This is a genomic window from Caballeronia calidae (assembly GCF_900044055.2).
In the GTDB taxonomy this organism is placed as follows: domain Bacteria; phylum Pseudomonadota; class Gammaproteobacteria; order Burkholderiales; family Burkholderiaceae; genus Caballeronia; species Caballeronia calidae.
This window is the reverse complement of sequence record NZ_FCOX02000014.1, coordinates 57,836-75,478: the sequence shown is the minus strand read 5'-3', so window position 1 is coordinate 75,478 and position 17,643 is coordinate 57,836. Positions and strand designations below refer to the sequence as shown.

Annotated in this window: 12 protein-coding genes; 5 read left to right on the top strand and 7 right to left on the bottom strand. The window is 66.3% G+C overall.

All coding sequences use genetic code 11. The annotated features are described in order from the left end of the window. Nucleotides 1-13: 13 nt before the first annotated feature. Nucleotides 14-745: a leucyl/phenylalanyl-tRNA--protein transferase gene (aat, locus tag AWB78_RS15265; RefSeq protein ID WP_062605588.1), complete on the bottom strand. Its 732-nt coding sequence runs from the start codon at nucleotides 743-745 to the stop codon at nucleotides 14-16. A gap of 56 nt (nucleotides 746-801) precedes the next feature. Then, nucleotides 802-1,347 carry an NUDIX hydrolase gene (locus AWB78_RS15260; RefSeq protein WP_062605586.1) on the bottom strand — a complete coding sequence of 182 codons (546 nt, stop codon included), beginning with the start codon at nucleotides 1,345-1,347 and terminating at the stop codon, nucleotides 802-804. Between the two features lie 244 nt (nucleotides 1,348-1,591). On the opposite strand from AWB78_RS15260, the gene AWB78_RS15255 reads away from it, so the two are divergent. From AWB78_RS15255 to moaE, 3 genes are read left to right on the top strand one after another with little or no spacing between them, the layout of a single operon-like run. After that, nucleotides 1,592-2,821 carry a molybdopterin molybdotransferase MoeA gene (locus AWB78_RS15255; RefSeq protein WP_374729470.1) on the top strand — a complete coding sequence of 410 codons (1,230 nt, stop codon included), beginning with the start codon at nucleotides 1,592-1,594 and terminating at the stop codon, nucleotides 2,819-2,821. A 13-nt stretch (nucleotides 2,822-2,834) separates the two neighbouring features. After that, nucleotides 2,835-3,092: a molybdopterin converting factor subunit 1 gene (gene moaD / locus AWB78_RS15250; RefSeq protein ID WP_062605582.1), complete on the top strand. Its 258-nt coding sequence runs from the start codon at nucleotides 2,835-2,837 to the stop codon at nucleotides 3,090-3,092. A gap of 1 nt (nucleotide 3,093) precedes the next feature. Then, nucleotides 3,094-3,567 (top strand): molybdopterin synthase catalytic subunit MoaE, encoded by a 474-nt coding sequence (gene moaE, locus AWB78_RS15245; protein ID WP_062605578.1) that lies wholly within the window; start codon nucleotides 3,094-3,096, stop codon nucleotides 3,565-3,567. A 6-nt stretch (nucleotides 3,568-3,573) separates the two neighbouring features. On the opposite strand, the gene AWB78_RS15240 is transcribed toward moaE, so the two are convergent. Then, complete coding sequence (locus AWB78_RS15240) at nucleotides 3,574-4,116, bottom strand: group III truncated hemoglobin (RefSeq protein WP_062605577.1); 543 nt, start codon at nucleotides 4,114-4,116, stop codon at nucleotides 3,574-3,576. Between the two features lie 331 nt (nucleotides 4,117-4,447). Between AWB78_RS15240 and AWB78_RS15235 the strand changes: the two genes are divergently transcribed. Together AWB78_RS15235 and clpB are read left to right on the top strand one after the other, a co-directional pair. Next, nucleotides 4,448-4,960, top strand: coding sequence for an Rrf2 family transcriptional regulator (locus AWB78_RS15235; protein WP_062605575.1), 513 nt, complete (start codon nucleotides 4,448-4,450; stop codon nucleotides 4,958-4,960). Nucleotides 4,961-5,147: 187 nt separating this feature from the next. Beyond that, nucleotides 5,148-7,745 carry an ATP-dependent chaperone ClpB gene (gene clpB, locus AWB78_RS15230; RefSeq protein ID WP_062605572.1) on the top strand — a complete coding sequence of 866 codons (2,598 nt, stop codon included), beginning with the start codon at nucleotides 5,148-5,150 and terminating at the stop codon, nucleotides 7,743-7,745. A gap of 176 nt (nucleotides 7,746-7,921) precedes the next feature. Here the strand turns inward: clpB and AWB78_RS15225 are convergent, their stop codons facing one another. The 4 genes from AWB78_RS15225 to AWB78_RS15210 form a co-directional block, all read right to left on the bottom strand. Next, nucleotides 7,922-8,380 carry a YidB family protein gene (locus AWB78_RS15225; RefSeq protein ID WP_062605570.1) on the bottom strand — a complete coding sequence of 153 codons (459 nt, stop codon included), beginning with the start codon at nucleotides 8,378-8,380 and terminating at the stop codon, nucleotides 7,922-7,924. A 155-nt stretch (nucleotides 8,381-8,535) separates the two neighbouring features. Then, the gene (locus tag AWB78_RS15220; RefSeq protein ID WP_062605739.1) at nucleotides 8,536-9,105 is read right to left on the bottom strand and encodes a ComEA family DNA-binding protein; all 570 of its coding nucleotides are present in this window, start codon (nucleotides 9,103-9,105) and stop codon (nucleotides 8,536-8,538) included. Between the two features lie 279 nt (nucleotides 9,106-9,384). Continuing rightward, nucleotides 9,385-11,601, bottom strand: coding sequence for a penicillin-binding protein 1C (pbpC, locus tag AWB78_RS15215; RefSeq protein WP_062605568.1), 2,217 nt, complete (start codon nucleotides 11,599-11,601; stop codon nucleotides 9,385-9,387). 4 nt (nucleotides 11,602-11,605) lie between these two features. Further along, nucleotides 11,606-17,629 carry an alpha-2-macroglobulin family protein gene (locus AWB78_RS15210; RefSeq protein WP_062605566.1) on the bottom strand — a complete coding sequence of 2,008 codons (6,024 nt, stop codon included), beginning with the start codon at nucleotides 17,627-17,629 and terminating at the stop codon, nucleotides 11,606-11,608. Nucleotides 17,630-17,643 lie beyond the last annotated feature (14 nt).

The window sequence follows — 17,643 nt, the reverse complement described above, 5'->3', positions numbered from 1 at the left end:
ACGCTATGAGCGATCAGCGTGCCAGCACGTCGAGAAGGACGGATTTATTGAAGCGCCAGCCGATCGCGGGTTGCGCCGTGGCCCGTCTGAGATGCGTGACGAACGCGCGGCGGGGAATCTCGCGGCCTCCCAGCGACGCCAGATGCGACGTGTTCTGCTGGCAGTCTATCATCTCTATTTTGTTGCGGCGCAAGTGTCCGACGAGCGCCGCGAGCGCGATTTTCGATGCATCGGTCCGGTGCGCGAACATCGATTCGCCGAAGAACATGCGCCCGAACGACACGCCGTACAGCCCGCCCACGCGTACGCCGTCGTGCCACGTTTCGACGCTGTGCGCGTTGCCCGCGCGATGCAGCGTCGTGTAGGCATCCACGATGTCCGAGGTGATCCACGTGCCGCGCTGGCCCTCGCGGGGCGTGTCGGCGCAGGCGCGCATCACGCCCGGAAAGTCGTGGTCGACGCGGATCTCCCAGACGGAATCGCGCACCACGCGCTTCAGCGTCTTGCGCAGCGAATCGGACACCTTGAACTCGGCCGGATAGAGCACCATGCGCGGATCGGGACTCCACCAGAGCACGGGCTGGCCGTCCGAGTACCACGGGAAGATGCCGCGTCCGTAAGCGTCGATGAGACGTGACGGCAAAAGATCCGCGCTCGCGGCGAGCAAACCCGGCGCGCCGCTCGATGCGCCGAGCGCGCGCTCGATGGGCGGAAAGGGATCTTCGTCGGCGAGCCAGGGAACCATGTTCTCGGGAAAGCAGGTTTCGTGCTTGAAACTTGAGACCGCGTGGGATCGTGCGATCAGCCGTCGCGCAGCGTGCGGAAGATGTCGCCCGTATGCAGCGTGAAGTTGCCCGCGGCGCGGTCGGCGAAGAAAAAGCGCAAGGTCTGGCCGACGGTCGGGAAGGCGATCTCGTCCCACGGAATCTCGCTCTCGTCGAAGAGCTTCACTTCCAGGCTCTCCTCGCCGGGATCGACTTCGATGTCGAGCAGCCGCGCGAGATAGAAGAGATGCACCTGATGCACGTGCGGCACGTTGAGCAGCGTGAAGAGGCTCTGGATCTCCACGCGAGCGCCCGCTTCCTCGAGCGTTTCGCGCGCGGCGCCTTCGCTCGTCGTCTCCTGCATTTCCATGAAGCCCGCGGGCAGCGTCCAGTAACCGTAGCGCGGTTCGATCGCGCGGCGGCACAGCAGCACCTTGTCGTCCCACACCGGCACGGTGCCCACGACGTTGCGCGGATTCTGATAGTGAACGGTGCCGCAGTTGTTGCAGACGAAGCGCTCGCGATTGTCGCCGGGCGGAATGGCCAGGCCGACCTCGTGGCCGCAGACGGAACAGAATTTCATGGAGATGGACGTGGGAAGTGTGGTGCGAGTGTATCACCGCCCCGCGGCGGCTTTGAGGCGCTTCGGCGCGACGCGGGCATCGGTTTTCTCGCATGGACGGCTTCCTCGGGACAAAGCGTGCGACGCCTGCCTTCTCGTTACAATAGTTGACCGGATTACCGTCTCCATTTTCAAAATCAGGGCGCATCGCGCGCCCGAAGCGAACTCCATGTCATCCACGCCCGCCGCTTCCAGCCGTCCCCCGATGCTCGCCACCGCCGAGGCGCTCAGCCGTCTGCTCGATGCCGCGCGTCAGGTGGACGGCCGCGCGCGCGTCGACACGCTCGATGCGCTGCATCGCGTGCTCGCCGCCGACGTGACCTCGCCGCTCGACGTCCCGCCGATGCACACCAGCTCGATGGACGGCTACGCGGTCCGCGCCGCCGATCTCGCCGGCGCGGGCGAAGGCGCGAGCGTTGCCTTGCCGGTGTCGCAGCGCATTCCGGCGGGCCACGCGGCCGAGCCGCTCGCGGCAGGCACGGCGGCGCGCATCTTCACCGGCGCGACGGTGCCGCCAGGCGCGGACGCGGTCGTGATGCAGGAAATGGCGCAAGTGTCCGACGACGGACGCGTCGCGTTCGCGCAGGCGCCCGCGCCGGGCGAATGGATCACGCGGCAGGGCGCGGATATCACGCGCGATTCGGTCATCCTGCCGGCGGGTACGCGCCTCACGCCGCAGGCGCTCGGGCTCGCGGCATCGGTCGGCTGCGCAGAGCTCGACGTCGTGCGCCCGGTGCGCGTCGCGATCTTCTTCACCGGAGACGAATTGCGCATGCCCGGCGAGCCGCTCGAACCCGGCGCGATCTATAACTCCAACCGCTTCACGCTGCGCGCGCTGCTCGCGAAGCTCGGCTGCGAGGTCACGGATCTCGGCATCGTGCCGGACCGGCTGGACGCGACGCGCGAGACGCTGCGGCGCGCGGCGGCCGACCACGATCTCATCCTGACGTGCGGCGGCGTGTCGGTCGGCGAGGAGGATCACGTGAAGCCGGCGGTCGAGGCCGAAGGGCGCATTTCGATGTGGCAGATCGCGATGAAACCGGGCAAGCCGCTCGCGTTCGGCGCGGTGCGGCGCGGCGAATCGGCGGGCGAGGAGGCGTTTTTCATCGGTCTGCCGGGCAACCCTGTGTCGAGCTTCTGCACGTTCCTGCTGTTCGTGCGGCCGTTCCTGCTGCGGCTCGCGGGCGTGAAGAACGTCACGCCGCGCGTCTATTCGATGCGCGCCGACTTCAGCCAGAAGAAAGGCGACCGCCGCAACGAATTCCTGCGCGCGCGCGTGAACGAGGCGGGCGGGCTCGATCTCTTCGGGAACCAGAGCTCGGCCGTGCTGACATCGACGGTCTGGGGCGATGGTCTCATCGACAATCCGCCGAATCATGCGATCAGCGAGGGCGAGATCGTGCGCTTCATCCCATTTTCAGAACTGATGCGGTAAGGACGAGCTGGACATGAAAGTCGAACTGAGATTTTTTGCGAGTGTGCGCGAGGCGCTGGGCGTCGCGAACGAAACGGTCAGCGTGCCGGACACCGTGGTCAACGTCGGCGACGTGCGCGCGTGGCTGCGCATGCGCGGCGGCGCGTGGGCGGAGACGCTCGCCGAGGGCCGCGCACTGCGCATGGCCTGCAATCACGTGATGACGAATCCATCGCAGCGCATCACCGAGGGCTGCGAGGTCGCGTTTTTTCCGCCGGTCACGGGCGGCTGACATGGCCACGCGTTCGAAAATCCGCGTTCAGGAAGCCGATTTCGACATCAGCGCCGAAGTGGCCGCGTTGCGCGCCGACAATCCGAAAGTCGGCGCGGTCGCGTGCTTCGTCGGCACGGTGCGCGATCTGAACGAAGGCAGCGCCGTCGAGACGATGGAGCTCGAGCACTATCCCGGTATGACGGAAAAGTCGCTGGAAGCGATCGCCGATCAGGCGCGCGAGCGCTGGCGCGGCTCGGACGTGCTGATCGTGCATCGCGTGGGCAAACTCAAGCCGCTCGATCAGATCGTGCTCGTCGCGACGACGGCGATGCATCGCGGGGAGGCGTTCGAATCGTGCGCCTTCGTGATGGATTACCTGAAGACGCAGGCGCCGTTCTGGAAGAAGGAAAAGACCGAGGCGGGCGAGCGCTGGGTCGATGCGCGCGAATCCGACGATGCGGCGCTTGCGCGCTGGCAAGGCACGAGAACCTGAGCGCCGTTATTTCCCGTCGACGGATTTGCCGACGAACTTCGCCGGAAACGGCTCCGCGTCGGGCCGCTCGGGAAAGCGCGGCTCGGGCGCGCCGCCCGTGCGCTGGCGCTTGAGCGCCGCGAGCAATTCCTGCTGCTCGACGGGAATCTGATAATCCCAGCCGAATTTGCTGAGTTGCAGGCTTTGCGCGATGCGCAGCGCGGGTTCCATGAACTGCACGGCGGCGGCCGGTTCGTAGCGCGACTCGACGGTGTTCAGAAACAGCGACAGCCAGCGCGCGAAGTGGCGCGGCTCGATATCGTCGAACGGCCGATGCGCCTCCTGCACATTGCCGCGATATTGCTTCGAGCCGAGCACGAGGCTCGACCAGAAGGTCGTCATCTTGGCGAGATGCTCGTCCCAGCGGCCCGTGAGCGCGCGGGAAAAGATCGGACCGAGGAGCGGATCGTCATCGACGCGGCGATAAAAGGCTTCGACCAGCGCACGCACGTTGGTCTCGTTGGGTTCGCTGTCGCGCCCGGTCGTCGCGGGCTGATGGTCTGAATTCATGGCAATGCTGGGGTGCAAGAAGCCGGCGGTCTGACCGCTGGCCGATTTTGATGACGAAACGCAACAATATGAAGCAAAATATCGGATACTCGGGTGGGCGTTGCCGTGGCGACGGCCGCCCGACGCGCCGTGCCGGTTTCACTTCCGGCTGCCCGCGTGCGGATATTAGCCCTCGCGGGGCGGGGCGAAAGTCATCTCCCTTGCCGTCGCGCGGATTTTGCCCATCGGTGCGACCCGACGCCGCGTCCCTTCAGGGCCTTGCTCGTGTTCTCCTCTGCCTGCGAAAGCGCCGAGGATGCGCCGAGGCGCTTAAACCCATTCGCGCGACATCATGCGACTGACCGACTATACCGATTACGCGCTGCGCGTTCTGCTTTACCTCTCCGTTCGACCTTCCGGGCTCTCGACGATCCAGGAAATCTCGGACGCCTACGGCATCTCGAAGAACCATCTGATGAAGATCGTGCAGCAGCTCGGCGAACTCGGCTGGGTCGAAACCGTGCGCGGCCGCAACGGCGGGCTGCGGCTTTCGGCGCGCTCGAGCGAGCTCACGATCGGCGACATCGTGCGCAAGACCGAGAACGATTTTGCGATCGTCGGCTGCTTCGCGGATCAACCCGCCGGTGACAACGCCGCCTCGCAGCAGCGCTGCGTGATCCAGCCGCATTGCCGCCTGCGCGGCGTGCTCGCGGCCGCGCGCGATGCCTTTCTCGCCGAACTCGACAAACACACGGTCGGCGAGCTCGCGCAGCCGGCGAACGAGCTCGCGCGGCTGCTGGGCGTCGTCACCATCGCGCCGCCGGTTCCGGCGGGCACTTTCGAACCGAGCCGCGCGCCTTCCTGAGCGCATCGGGCCGATTTCTTGACGAACCCATCGAACGAAAGGTGAAGGCCGGAAGTCCATCCTGAGTCGGGGCGCTCGCGCCCGTCATTGTCGAAGAGCAAATTTGTGCACTTATCGAGCGAAACAACGCTTGAAAGTGACAGAAAGCGCCTCATTTTGATCGTATTCAGAATTGGAGCTTCAAAAAATGAGAATCGACAAACTCACCACCAAATTCCAGGAAGCGCTCTCCGACGCGCAAAGCCTGGCAGTTGGACGCGACAACCAGTACATCGAGCCGGTTCACCTGCTCGCGGCGCTCGTCGCGCAGCAGGACGGCTCCGCGCGCTCGCTGCTGTCGCACGCCGGCGTGCAGGTTCAGGCGCTGCAGACATCGCTGAACGACGCGATCAACCGCCTGCCGCAAGTTCAGGGCACGGACGGCAATGTTCAAGTGAGCCGCGAGCTCGCGGGCCTGCTCAATGCCGCCGACAAAGAAGCGCAAAAGCTCAACGACACCTACATCGCGAGCGAGATGTTCCTGATCGCCGTCGCCGACGACCGCGGCGAAGCGGGCCGCATCGCGAAGCAGCACGGCTTGACGCGAAAGGCGCTCGAAGCGGCGATCAACGCCGTGCGCGGCGGCGCGCAGGTGAACAGCCAGGACGCGGAAAGCCAGCGCGAAGCGCTCAAGAAATACACCGTCGATCTGACCGAGCGCGCCCGCGCGGGCAAGCTCGATCCGGTGATCGGCCGCGACGACGAAATCCGCCGTTCCATTCAGATCCTCCAGCGCCGCACGAAGAACAATCCGGTGCTGATCGGCGAGCCGGGCGTCGGCAAGACGGCGATCGTCGAAGGGCTGGCGCAGCGCATCGTCAACGGCGAAGTGCCGGAAACGCTCAAGGGCAAGCGCGTGCTGTCCCTCGACATGGCGGCGCTGCTCGCGGGCGCGAAGTATCGCGGCGAGTTCGAGGAGCGCCTGAAGGCCGTGCTTCACGACATCGCGAAGGACGAAGGGCAAACCATCGTCTTCATCGATGAAATTCACACGATGGTCGGCGCGGGCAAGGCCGAAGGCGCGATGGACGCGGGCAACATGCTGAAGCCGGCGCTCTCGCGCGGCGAGCTGCATTGCATCGGCGCGACCACGCTGGATGAATACCGCAAGTACATCGAGAAGGACGCGGCGCTCGAGCGGCGCTTCCAGAAAGTGCTCGTCGATGAACCGTCGGTGGAAGCGACGATCGCGATCCTGCGCGGCCTGCAGGAGAAGTACGAGCTGCATCACGGCGTCGAAATCACCGATCCGGCGATCGTCGCGGCGGCGGAACTGTCGCATCGCTATATCACGGACCGTTTCCTGCCGGACAAGGCCATCGATCTGATCGACGAAGCCGCGTCGCGCATCAAGATGGAAATCGATTCGAAGCCTGAAGAGATGGACAAGCTGGACCGCCGTCTCATTCAGCTGAAGATCGAGCGCGAAGCCGTGAAGAAGGAGAAGGACGAGGCATCGCAAAAGCGTCTGCAGCTGATCGAAGAGGAAATCGAGCGCCTGAACCGCGAGTACTCGGACCTCGAAGAAATCTGGACCGCCGAGAAGGCCGCGGTGCAGGGCAGCGCGCAGTTGAAGGAAGAGATCGAGAAGGTGCGCGCGGACATCACGCGTCTGCAGCGCGAAGGCAAGCTCGAAAAGGTCGCCGAATTGCAGTACGGCAAGCTGCCCGAACTCGAAGCGCGTCTGAAGCAGGTGACGCAGGCCGAATCGCAGGAGCAGAACAACCCGACGCGTCCGCGTCTTCTGCGCACGCAGGTCGGCGCGGAGGAAATCGCGGAAGTGGTGTCGCGTTCCACCGGCATTCCCGTGTCGCGGATGATGCAGGGCGAGCGCGAGAAGCTGCTGCAGATCGAGAGCAAGCTGCATGAGCGCGTGGTCGGCCAGGACGAGGCGATCGGCGCGGTGGCGGACGCCATTCGCCGCTCGCGCGCGGGTCTGTCGGATCCGAATCGTCCGTATGGCTCGTTCCTGTTCCTCGGGCCGACGGGCGTCGGCAAGACGGAGCTGTGCAAGGCGCTCGCCGCGTTCCTGTTCGATGCGGAAGATCATCTCATCCGCATCGACATGAGCGAGTTCATGGAGAAGCACAGCGTCGCGCGTCTGATCGGCGCGCCGCCGGGATACGTCGGCTACGAGGAAGGCGGTTATCTGACCGAAGCCGTGCGTCGCAAGCCGTACAGCGTGATCCTGCTCGATGAAATCGAGAAGGCGCATCCGGACGTCTTCAATGTGCTGCTGCAAGTGCTCGACGACGGCCGCATGACCGATGGCCAGGGCCGCACCGTCGACTTCAAGAACACGGTGATCGTGATGACGTCGAACCTCGGTTCGCAAGTCATCCAGGGCATGGTCGGCGAGCCGCAGGAAAGGGTGAAGGACGCCGTCTGGGAGGAAGTGAAACTGCACTTCCGGCCGGAATTCCTGAACCGGATCGACGATGTCGTCGTGTTCCATGCGCTCGATCGCACGAATATCGAGTCGATCGCGAAGATTCAGCTGCAGCGTCTGCAGGAGCGTCTCGCGAAGCTCGACATGCAACTCGACGTGTCGGAAGCGGCGCTCGAGCAAATCGGCAAGGTCGGCTACGATCCGCTGTTCGGCGCGCGGCCGCTGAAGCGCGCGATTCAGCAGGAGATCGAGAATCCGGTCGCCAAGCTGATTCTCGCCGGGCGCTTCGGACCGAAGGACGTCATTCCGGTCGATGTGCGGGAAGGGAAGTTCATGTTCGATCGTGTGGTGCATTGAGGCGGGAAGCGAATCTCGTCGGCGTCCGCTGACGAGACTCGAATGACGAAGGGGCAGCGGTTTTTCCGCTGCCCCTTTTTTCTTGTATCCGTATGCGTCCCGGCAATGCAAAAGCCCCGCAGGGTGCATTCCCTGCGGGGCTTTCTTCGATCAGACGAACGCTGCGCGAACCGCGCTCAACCCTGCTTCGGCTCTTCGCTCTTGCCGAACAGACCGGCCAGTCCGCCGAGCGAGCCGAGCACGCCGGTCAGATCGAGCTGGCCTTCGGCCGGCACTTCGCCGTTCGGCGTCGCGCGATCGACGATATGCGGCAGCACGGCCGCCAGCATGCCCGAGAGCTGATCGCCCGAAACGCCTGCCTTCTGGGCGAGCGCGCCGACATTGTCGTGGCCGAGCACGTTCGTAAGCGTATCGGGGCTGATGGGCTTGTTCTCGCCGGTGCCGATCCACGACTGGACGACATCGCCCGCGCCGTGCTGCTGGAAGCGCTGGATCAGGCCCATGATGCCGCCGGGCTGGCTGTTGATGAACTGGAGCGCAGCCGCGATCAGCGCGGCCTGTCCCGACTGGGCCGGCTGGCCGTTTTGTTGCGACGAGTTGCCGAGGGTGGAGGCGAGGATATCGAGTAGGCTCATGGCGGTCTCACTACGAGAGGTTGCGGGGTGGGTTCGCTCGCGCCGCCGCATCCGGACGAAACCGGAACGTGGCGGCGCGGGCATCGGCCGCGAGCGGCCGTTCAGCGATGGTCATACGCGAAGGCAATTTTCCTGCGTCAAGGTTCCCCGATGAATCACTGGCTGGCGGCCGGGGCGCTGGCGGCCTTATCTTTCTTGCTGCTCTTCGATTTGGCGGCTTTCGCATCGCTCGCCGCAGACGGGCCCGATGCGCTTTCTGTCGTTGCCGCCGCGCTTTCCTTCTTCGACTTCTTCGAAGCCTTCGCGCCCGAGGCAGGTGTCGCGGCCGGCGTCTGCGCCGTCGTGGCCGCGGGCGACGTCGCGGCGGTGGCCGCCGTCGAGGACTTGACGGTCGAGTTCGGCGCGGCGCTGCCGCCTTGCGTCGTCGTGGGCTTCGCAGGCTTGCCCGTCGGCGGCAGCGAAGAACCGCCGATCGTCAGGCCGTTCTGCTCCAGGGTCGCCACCGACTTCGTGCCCAGACCCTTGACGCGGGTCGCGAGATCGTCGGCATCCTTGTACGGACCGTTCTTCGTGCGCTCGTCGATGATCGCCTTCGACTTCACCGGCCCCAGACCCTTGACGGATTCCAGCGCGGCTTGATCGGCGGTATTGACGTCGACCGCGGCGAATGCCGCACCGATCGACATCATGAACGCTAAGCACAGCATCAGCAGCTTTTTCAGCATGACGGCACTCCAGGCTTTGAGAAAGAAATGACGGATCGATAAGTTCAGGCCAATCGGGAAGATGCCGTTAAGCATAGGGCAAAAAACCGCAAGGCATGGATCGTCCCGAACGATAACGGCTCGCATTGTGCACGACCCCACCGCGCGCACTGCGCTTTCCGCACAATCTTTAACGTTGCGAAACGCCGATTGGATGACGTTGCAGTTTTTTATCTGCGTTCACGCATACAAATGCCGCGGAATGCTTCGCGCTGCAAACTTCCACGTAATTCAGACAGATCATTTCGATGGCGGTGCGGCGGTTTTCGCGAACGCGCCGCGCACCTCGAAGCCGACTTTATCGACGACTTCGCCGCGCGCATCCACGAGTTCGAGCACGTGACGGCCCGGCCAGGGCAGCCACGCCGCGCGGGCGTCGTGCCCGTAGGGCTTGTCGTCGAGCCGCCATGCGAGGCGCGCATCGCTCGTTGCGCGCTCGAACCACACGCGCTGCCGCGCGGGCGGGATATCCGGATCGAGCGCGAAGATCGTGCCGTCGGTCGGCGTGGCGATGCGTGCCGATTGCGCGTCGGTTTGCGCGCCGCGTGCCGCCTGCGCCGCGTAGGCCGTGAGGCCAATGGTGCTCATCTGCGTGCCGCGCACGAACCATTCGCTGCGCGCCGGCTCGATATCGTTCTGATAGGTGATCCGCGTCGTCACCGCGTCGGCGGGCGCTCGGGGAGGGCGGCTATCCGCGCGCCGGTTCAGATAGCTGACGATCGCATTCCATGCCGGCGCCGCGCCCGACACGCCGGAAACGTCCCACATCGGCGCGCCGTCGGCATTGCCGACCCACACGCCCACGGTGTAGCGCGACGTGAAACCGACCGCCCAGTTGTCGCGCATGTCCTTGCTGGTGCCCGTCTTCACGGCGCTGAAGGCGCGCGTCGCGAGCACGCTGTCGAAGCCGAAGGTGCGCGTGCGCGCGTTGTTGTCCGCGAGGATGTCGGTCACGATGAAGCTCGCCTCCGGGCTGAACACGCGCGTGCCGGCCGGCGCCGCGCGATGTTCGGCGAGATCGAAAATGGGCCGCGCGACACCGCCGTTCGCGAGCGCGCGATACGCATTCGCGAGCGTCGCCAGCGTGACGTCGGCGCTGCCGAGCGCGAGGCTGAAGCCGTAGTAATCGCCCGCCTGCGACAACGGCAGGCCGAGCGCGACGAGCGTCTTCGCGAACCGATGCGGCGTGACCATCACGAGCGTGCGCACCGCCGGCACGTTCAGCGACGAGCCGAGCGCCGTGCGCACGCTCACCCAGCCCTTGAAGTCGTGATCGTAGTTCTGCGGGATATAGAGACCGCCGCCGGTCGCGAGATCGAGTGGCGCGTCGTCGAGCAGGGTCGCGGCGGTCACGCGCTTTTCGTCGATCGCCTGCGCGTAGAGGAAGGGCTTGAGCGTCGAGCCGGCCTGACGCGCGGCGAGCACGGCATCGACCTCGGGCGCGTTCGACAGCCCGCCCGCCGATCCGACCCACGCGAGCACGTCGCCGGAACGGTTGTCGATCACAATCGCCGCCGCGTCGTGCACGTTGCGCGGATGCGCGCGCGCGTTCAGTTCGGCGAGCGTGCGCGCGAGGGTGTCGCGGGCGAAGCGCTGCAGGCGTGCATCGAGCGTCGAGCGCACGCGCGCGCCCGCTTGCGGATGCACTTCGCTCGCGACGCGCCGCGCGAGATGCGGCGCGAGCGCGTCGTCGACCTGCGCGAGGGCGGGCGCGGATGCGGTGCGGGTGAGCGTGAGCTGGACGTAGCTATCGAGATTGATGCAGGGATCGACGCCGCGCGCGATGCCATGCAAGGTCTGCATGTCGCGCAGGATGACGCAGGCGCGCGCGGCCACCTTCGGATAGGCCGCGTTGGGCGCGCGCACGAGCGCCGCGGCGAGCGCGGCTTCCCGTTCGTCGAGCCCGGAAGGCGCCTTGCCGAAGAGCGTCTGCGAGAGCGCCGACAACCCGACGATCTCGCCGCGAAACGGCACGAGATTCAGATACGCCTCGAGAATCTGGTCCTTGCGCCAGCTGCGTTCGAGCCACAGCGCGCCGACCGTCTGCTGCGCCTTTTCGCCGATCGAGCGGCGTCCATTTGGTTTGTCATCCTGATCGATGAGACTGGTGAGCTGCATCGTCACCGTGGACGCGCCGCGCGTGCGCGTGTTCCACAGATTGCCCCACGCGGCGGCGGCCGCGCCGCGCCAGTCGACGCCCGCGTGCTCATAAAAGCGCTTGTCTTCCGATACGACGATCGCCTCGCGCAACGCCGGCGACACGTCCGCGAGCGCGATCCAGTCGCCGCGCCGCGCGTGCTTGTCGATGCGCGTGCGCGCAAGCGGTTCATCGTCGCGTGAAAGCAGCACCCAGTCGGAGCTGCGCCACTTCGCGCGCACGTCGTCGAAGCTCGGCGACGCATACGCTGCCGCCGACAACATGCACGCGATGACGAAGCAGGCGGCGCGGCGCTTCATGGCATCACTTCGCGGCGAGCGGTTTCACGACCACCGGCGCATTCGGCAGCGCGCCGAACGACGAAGGCGCGTACAACGCTTCGACGCGCGTCGGCGGCAGGCCGAAAGTGCCCGGGTTGTTCAGGCGCATCGTGTATTCGACTTGCAGCTTGCCCTTCGGCAGATAGTCGTAATACGCGCGATAACCCTCGAAGCCGCGCTCGACGAACGCCGGCCACGCATCGCGATCCCGCTTCTCGCCCAGAGCCGCCGCTTCGGAATCGCGGCCGAGGCCGGAGCCGAGAATCGTCGCGCCCGCGGGAATCGGATCGTTCACGACGACCCAGGTCATGTCGCTTTGCGCGTCGATATCGAGATGCACGCGCACGATATCGCCGCGCGAGAGCACGCCTTTCACGGCCGGATCGACGGGCGTGACCGTCTTCGCGATGCGATAGCCCGCCGCGAACGGCGCCTTCAGCGCGACGGCCGCGAGACTTTCGATCGTCGCCCACGGCTTGCCGGTGCCGTCCTGCGTCAGCGTGAGCGAGCCGCTCGTCCACGGCAGCATCACGCTGCGCGCGTTCGCGGTCTTCGTCGCGGGCGTGGCGGAGGCGGGCGCGCTCGAAGGCGCTGCGCCCCAGTTCACGGATTGCGCGGCCGTTCCCAGCTGAATCGTCGTATGACCCGTGACAGGCGTGCTCTCGAACAACCGCGAGAAGCGGCCGACCGCGAGCGTGCCCCACAGGTTCGCCGTCGTCGTCTGCCACGCGCCGTTCTTCTGCAACGCAAGCAGGCCCGCGACGAGACGCGGCATCTCGTCCTTCCAGCCGGGCGCATCGGCAAACAGGAGCGCGGTGCGCGCGGCGTTCGTCTCGGTGCCGGTCATGAGCCACCAGAGGTCGTCGTCGCGTTCGGTCGAGAAGGTGAGCCGCGTGCCCTGATACGTCAGGCGCGCGCGGATGATCTGCTCGGCCTGCGCGCGGTTCTCGTCGCGATTCGGAATGCCGTCGACGCGCGAGAGGATCGCGTAATAGTCGAGCACCGCCGATGTCGGCCACTGATCCGGCGCGACCGTTATCGAGCCGAGCATGCGCGGCTGTGCGAGACCGAAGCGCGACAACGCTTCGATCGCCGCGAGCTTCTCGATGTCGCGATCGTTGCGCGGCGTCCAGAACTTGCGCTCGATCTTCCCGTCGATGAAATTCGCGAGGCCAGCCGCCATCTGATTGCGCAGATCGTCGGGCAGGGCGAAGCGGCGGTCCTGCTTTGCGGCTTCGTCGGTGACGGCGAGCAGGTACGCGGTGAGGGCGGGGCTGCCGGTCGGACGCGCGTCGTCGGCGGGCGGGAAGTAGTTCGCGAGGCCGTCGCGGTCGAGATAGGACGGCAGCTTCGCGAGCACGGCTTGCCATTGCGCCGCGTCCATCAGGCCTAGCGCGCGCGAGGTTTGCTGCTCCAGGCAACTGTACGGATAGCGCTCGAACCAGCGTCGCACGCCGGGCAGGCCGTCCGCGAGCTTCGGCTGCAAGGACACCGCGATGCCGCCGCGCACGGCGCCGTCGCTCGATGTGCTCGCATCGGCGGGCGGCGCGACGGGCAGCGTGAGCGTGCCGTCGACTTGCGTGATCGTCGCCTGCTGCACGTTCACCGGAATCGCCGCGACGACTTTCTGCGTGAGCTTCACGGCATCGCTGGCCTTGGGTCCGCCTTGTTCGGACGCGCTCACGTTCCAGTCGAGACTTGCCGTCGATCCTGCGCCGAGCACATCGGGCGTCGTCACGTCCCACGCCACTTCCTGCGACGATTCCGGCGCGAGTTCCACCGTGCGCGCATCGAGCGCGAGCGTGCCGGCGCGCGGCGTGACGACGACGCGCATCGTCCGCGCCGTGGTGTTGCGCAGCGTGAACTGCGCGCGGAACGCATCGCCGACGCGCACGAGCGGCGGCAATCCCGAAATCAGCTGCAAGTCCTGCGTGCTCTGGATCGACGCGCTGCCGGTGCCGAACTGACTCGCGCCGACCGCCGCGACCGCGACGATGCGAAAGCGCGTGAGCGCGTCGTTGAGCGGAACGTCGATGCTGGCTTCGCCCTTTGCATCGAGCGTGACGCGCGGGTTCCACAACAGGAGCGTGTCGAAGAGTTCGCGCGTCGCGCTGTGTCCGCCGCCGCCGCCCGCCGGCACCGCCTTGCGCCCGAAGTGACGCCGCCCGACGATCTCCATCTGCGCGGTCGCCGTGTCGACGCCGTACGCGCGCTGCTGCAGCATCGCGTCGAGCACGTCCCAGCTCCGGTTGGGCATGAGTTCGAGCAGCGCTTCATCGACCGCCGCGACCGCGATCTGCGTGCCCGCGGGTGCGGGCTTGCCGTCGGGCAGCGCGACTTTCACCTTCACGTGCGCCTTGCCGCGCACCGTGTACGACTTCGCATCCGGGCTCACGCTCACCGCGAGCCTGTGCGACGTCGTGCCGACCTTGATCGACGCGAGCCCGTAACGGAACGCGGGCTTCGACAGATCGACGAGCGGCGTCGGCGCCTGATACTGACGGCCTTCGTACCAGAACGCACGCGCCCATTCGACGGGCGCCTTCCAGCCCCACGTGAAGAACGAGTACCACGGCACGTCGCGGATGCGCCCGCGCAACGCGAGCACCGACACATAGACGTTCGGCCCCCACGCGTCCTCGACCTTCAGCTCGACGGTCGGATCCTTGCCGTTCAGTTCGACGACCCGCGTCTCGACGATGCCTTCCCGCTCGACCGCGACGAGCGCCGTCGCCGAGCGGAAGGGCATGCGCACCTGAAAGCGCGCGGTCTCGCCCGGCTCGTAGCTGGTTTTCTCGGGCAGGATGTCGATGCGGTCGGTGTTCTCGCCGCCGAACCACAGTTCGTCCTCGCGCGTGACCCAGACGGACGTGCTCGCGTTGGCCGCGTGACCGTCGCCGTCTTTCGCGACCGCGATCAGATCGACATTGCCCGGCTCTTTGAGATTGGCATCGCACGAGACGATGCCGTGATCGTCGCTCTTGCCGCTGCAAAGCGTGCCGAGATCCTTGATTTCGGTGTGGTTGTCGTAGGCGTAGAACCCGCCGACCATGCGCTTGCGCGAGCTCGACATCACGCGCGCGACCGCCTTGATCTCCACCGACACGCCCGCGCGCGGCTTGCCCTGCAAATCGAGCGCAAGCGCCCGCACCGGCAGCGCGCCGCCGACCGATACCCAATGTCCCGCCTTCACGCCCACGGCCACCGCGGCGGGCCAGAGCGTCGTGCCGCCGCTGATGGTCTGAATCTCGCCGTTCGGATCGGCGAAGCTGGCTTCGAGCGCGAGACGCTTCGGCGATTCGACCGCCGGCAGCGGCTTCACCGCGACCTTGCCAGCGCCGTCGCGATCGAGCGTCACGCGCAGCTTGTCGGCGATGAGCTTCGTCGTGGCATTGTCCTGTTCCTCGCGGTCTTCGTCCTCGGCGGGCGCGCTCGCGCCGTCGTTCGCGGGCTTGCGATACGGCGCGAAGCTGAACCCCTCGTACTGCGAAGCGAAGGGCGGCGATACATCGCGTACGAGCGCCGACACCTGAACCGGAAGATTCGATGCCGGTCCGCCCTGCACGTATTCCAGTCGCACCGACACGGCTGCTTCCTGCGCGGCGACGAGTCCGGCCGAATTCGCAGGCGATTTGCCGTCGCCCGCCGTGATCGAGCCTTTGAACACCGGCAGGCGGAATTCCTCGACGCGAAAGCTCCCCGATTCGTACGACTGCGTGACGGCGTTGTCGTTGTCGCCATCGTTGCCTTCCTGATCGTTCGGCGCAGCCGCGCCGTTGTCGAGCGTCACGCTGTATTCGCCGAGCTTCGCCGCGACGGGCACGGTGAACGTCGAATCGGCGCTGTGATCGGCAGCCCATTTGAGCGGCAGATGCCAGCTCTGTCCGCTGCCGACATGGCGGATCGTCACGCGGCTCGGATAACTCGACGGGAACGCGAAGCCGTTCAACGTCTCGACGCGCAGCAGATGCTTCATCGACACGGTTTCGCCGGCGCGCAGCAGCGTGCGGTCGAACACGGTATGGGCGCGCGTCGTGCGCGTCGCGCTCATGTCGGTCGGCACGTTGAAGCGCCACGATTCGATGCCGCGATTCCAGTCCGACATCACGAACGCCATGTCCGGGCCGGTGCCGGGATCGTTCACGCGCGCCGACACGAAAAAGCCGCCCCACGCGAGGCTATGCTCGTTGCATTCGCGTGCCGCCGCGAGCGGCTTGCCGATCTTTGCGAGACCTTGCGCATCCGTCTTCGCGGTGGCGATTTCGTCGCCGTTGCAGTCGGTCACGCGCACTTGCGCGTTCGCGACGGGCTTGCCCTTGTCGAGCGTCGTGACCCACACGAGGCTGTTCTCGCGCCCCTGCTTCAGATGCACGCCGAGATTGGTGACGAGCACCGACGTGCGCACGTACATTGCCTGATTTTTGCCGAGCAGCGACGCGCCGAGCGCGGGCGAGCTCAGCTCGACGACATAGAAGCCCGGCTTCGTCAGCGGAATGCCGACGACTTCGAACGGGCGCAATGCTTTCGGATCGGCGGCGGGGAGGGTGAGCGTTTCGACGCCGCGTCGTTTCGCGAGCATCGACAGCGAGCGAATGTCGATCTGCGGATCTTTCGAAACCGAGCCGTCGCTATTGGGGATGACGACCGGCGCGATGCCGTTGCTCAGCATCTCGGGCATGCGTTCCTGAATCGTCGAGCGCGCCATCGCGATGCCGTCGAACTGGTCGACGTTGCGCATCCACCGGCGGATGTCCGTATCGGCATCGAGCTTGAGCTGCGTGATCTGCGACGTGCCCGAATTCAGCCCTTGCACATGCAGATCCGCTTCGACGTGGCGCAGCGTGACCGGCAGCATCGCGGGCATGCCGGGTTCCGCGAATCGCTCGATGATGCCGAACGTGCCCGACGAGAACTTCGCGAGCGGCGGCATCGGCGCGGTCGCGGTCTTGAGCGGAAAGAGATCGGCGTTGGCGAGGCCGCGGCCGCTCACGTCCTTCAGGTTCGCGGGTGCGTCGATGGCGAGGTCGGCGCGTTCCGGCAGCGGCGCGGCGAACTCGATGTTGCTGACTTCCGCGTTCTTGTCGTTCGCGTCGAAATGGGGCGATACGGTGCCTTTCGGTCCGCGCAGCACGAACTTCTGCGCATCGGCGCGGCTGATCGGCGCGCTGAAGTTCAAACGCAGCGGGCGCAACGGCGTGCACGGCGCTTTCGCGTTCTCGCGCTCGCACGAGAAGCTCGCCGTGAAGGGCTCGCGCACCGTGAAGTCGAAGCGTTTCTCGACATCGTTGGCGATGCCGCCCGGCCCCGTCACGCCCGCGCCGTAGACGAGCTGCATCTTCGTTGCCGACGGCAACGTTTGCTGGCACGCGAGCGTGAGCACGCGGTCGCTTTCCTTCTCCAGCCGGAAGTGTTTGAGCAGGGCGGCGCGCGTCGCGTCATCGACCGCGCGCACCGGGATGCGGTTGCCGAGCGCGTTCGATTCACACCAGACGTTTTGCAGCACGGACGCCTGCGTCGCCGGACCGTTCAGGCGCAGCACGAAGGCCTGATTCTCTTCGATGTCGCCATACCTCGGCATGATGCGCGTGACGAACGGTCCGCCCGTCTGGAACGCGAAGTGACGCGGGCCGGTGAGCGCATTGCCCGCGACGGACTTGAGGCCGTCCGCGAGATCGAGCGCGCAGCGCACGCCGGGCGGCAGATCGTGCTCGAAATCGAAGGCCCAGGTTTTGGCGTCGATCCAGCGGCCCGAGCCGGCCGTGGCCGGGGCGCTCGCGCCGCTGCAGGCGATCTTGCCGGGCGCGGCGGCGGCCGCGTTGCCGAAGGGGATCATCGGCTCGTCGAACTTGGCGACGACCTGGCGCACCTGCGCGACCTTGCCTTGCGGCGACACGCTTGCGATGCGCGCGGCATCGGCCCGATGAATCGCTGCGCTCAACCCGAGCGCGGCGATCAGCGTAGCGGTGGCCAGGGTCCATTTTTTTTGTGACGTGATAACGCGGCTCATCCAGGCGCTCCGAG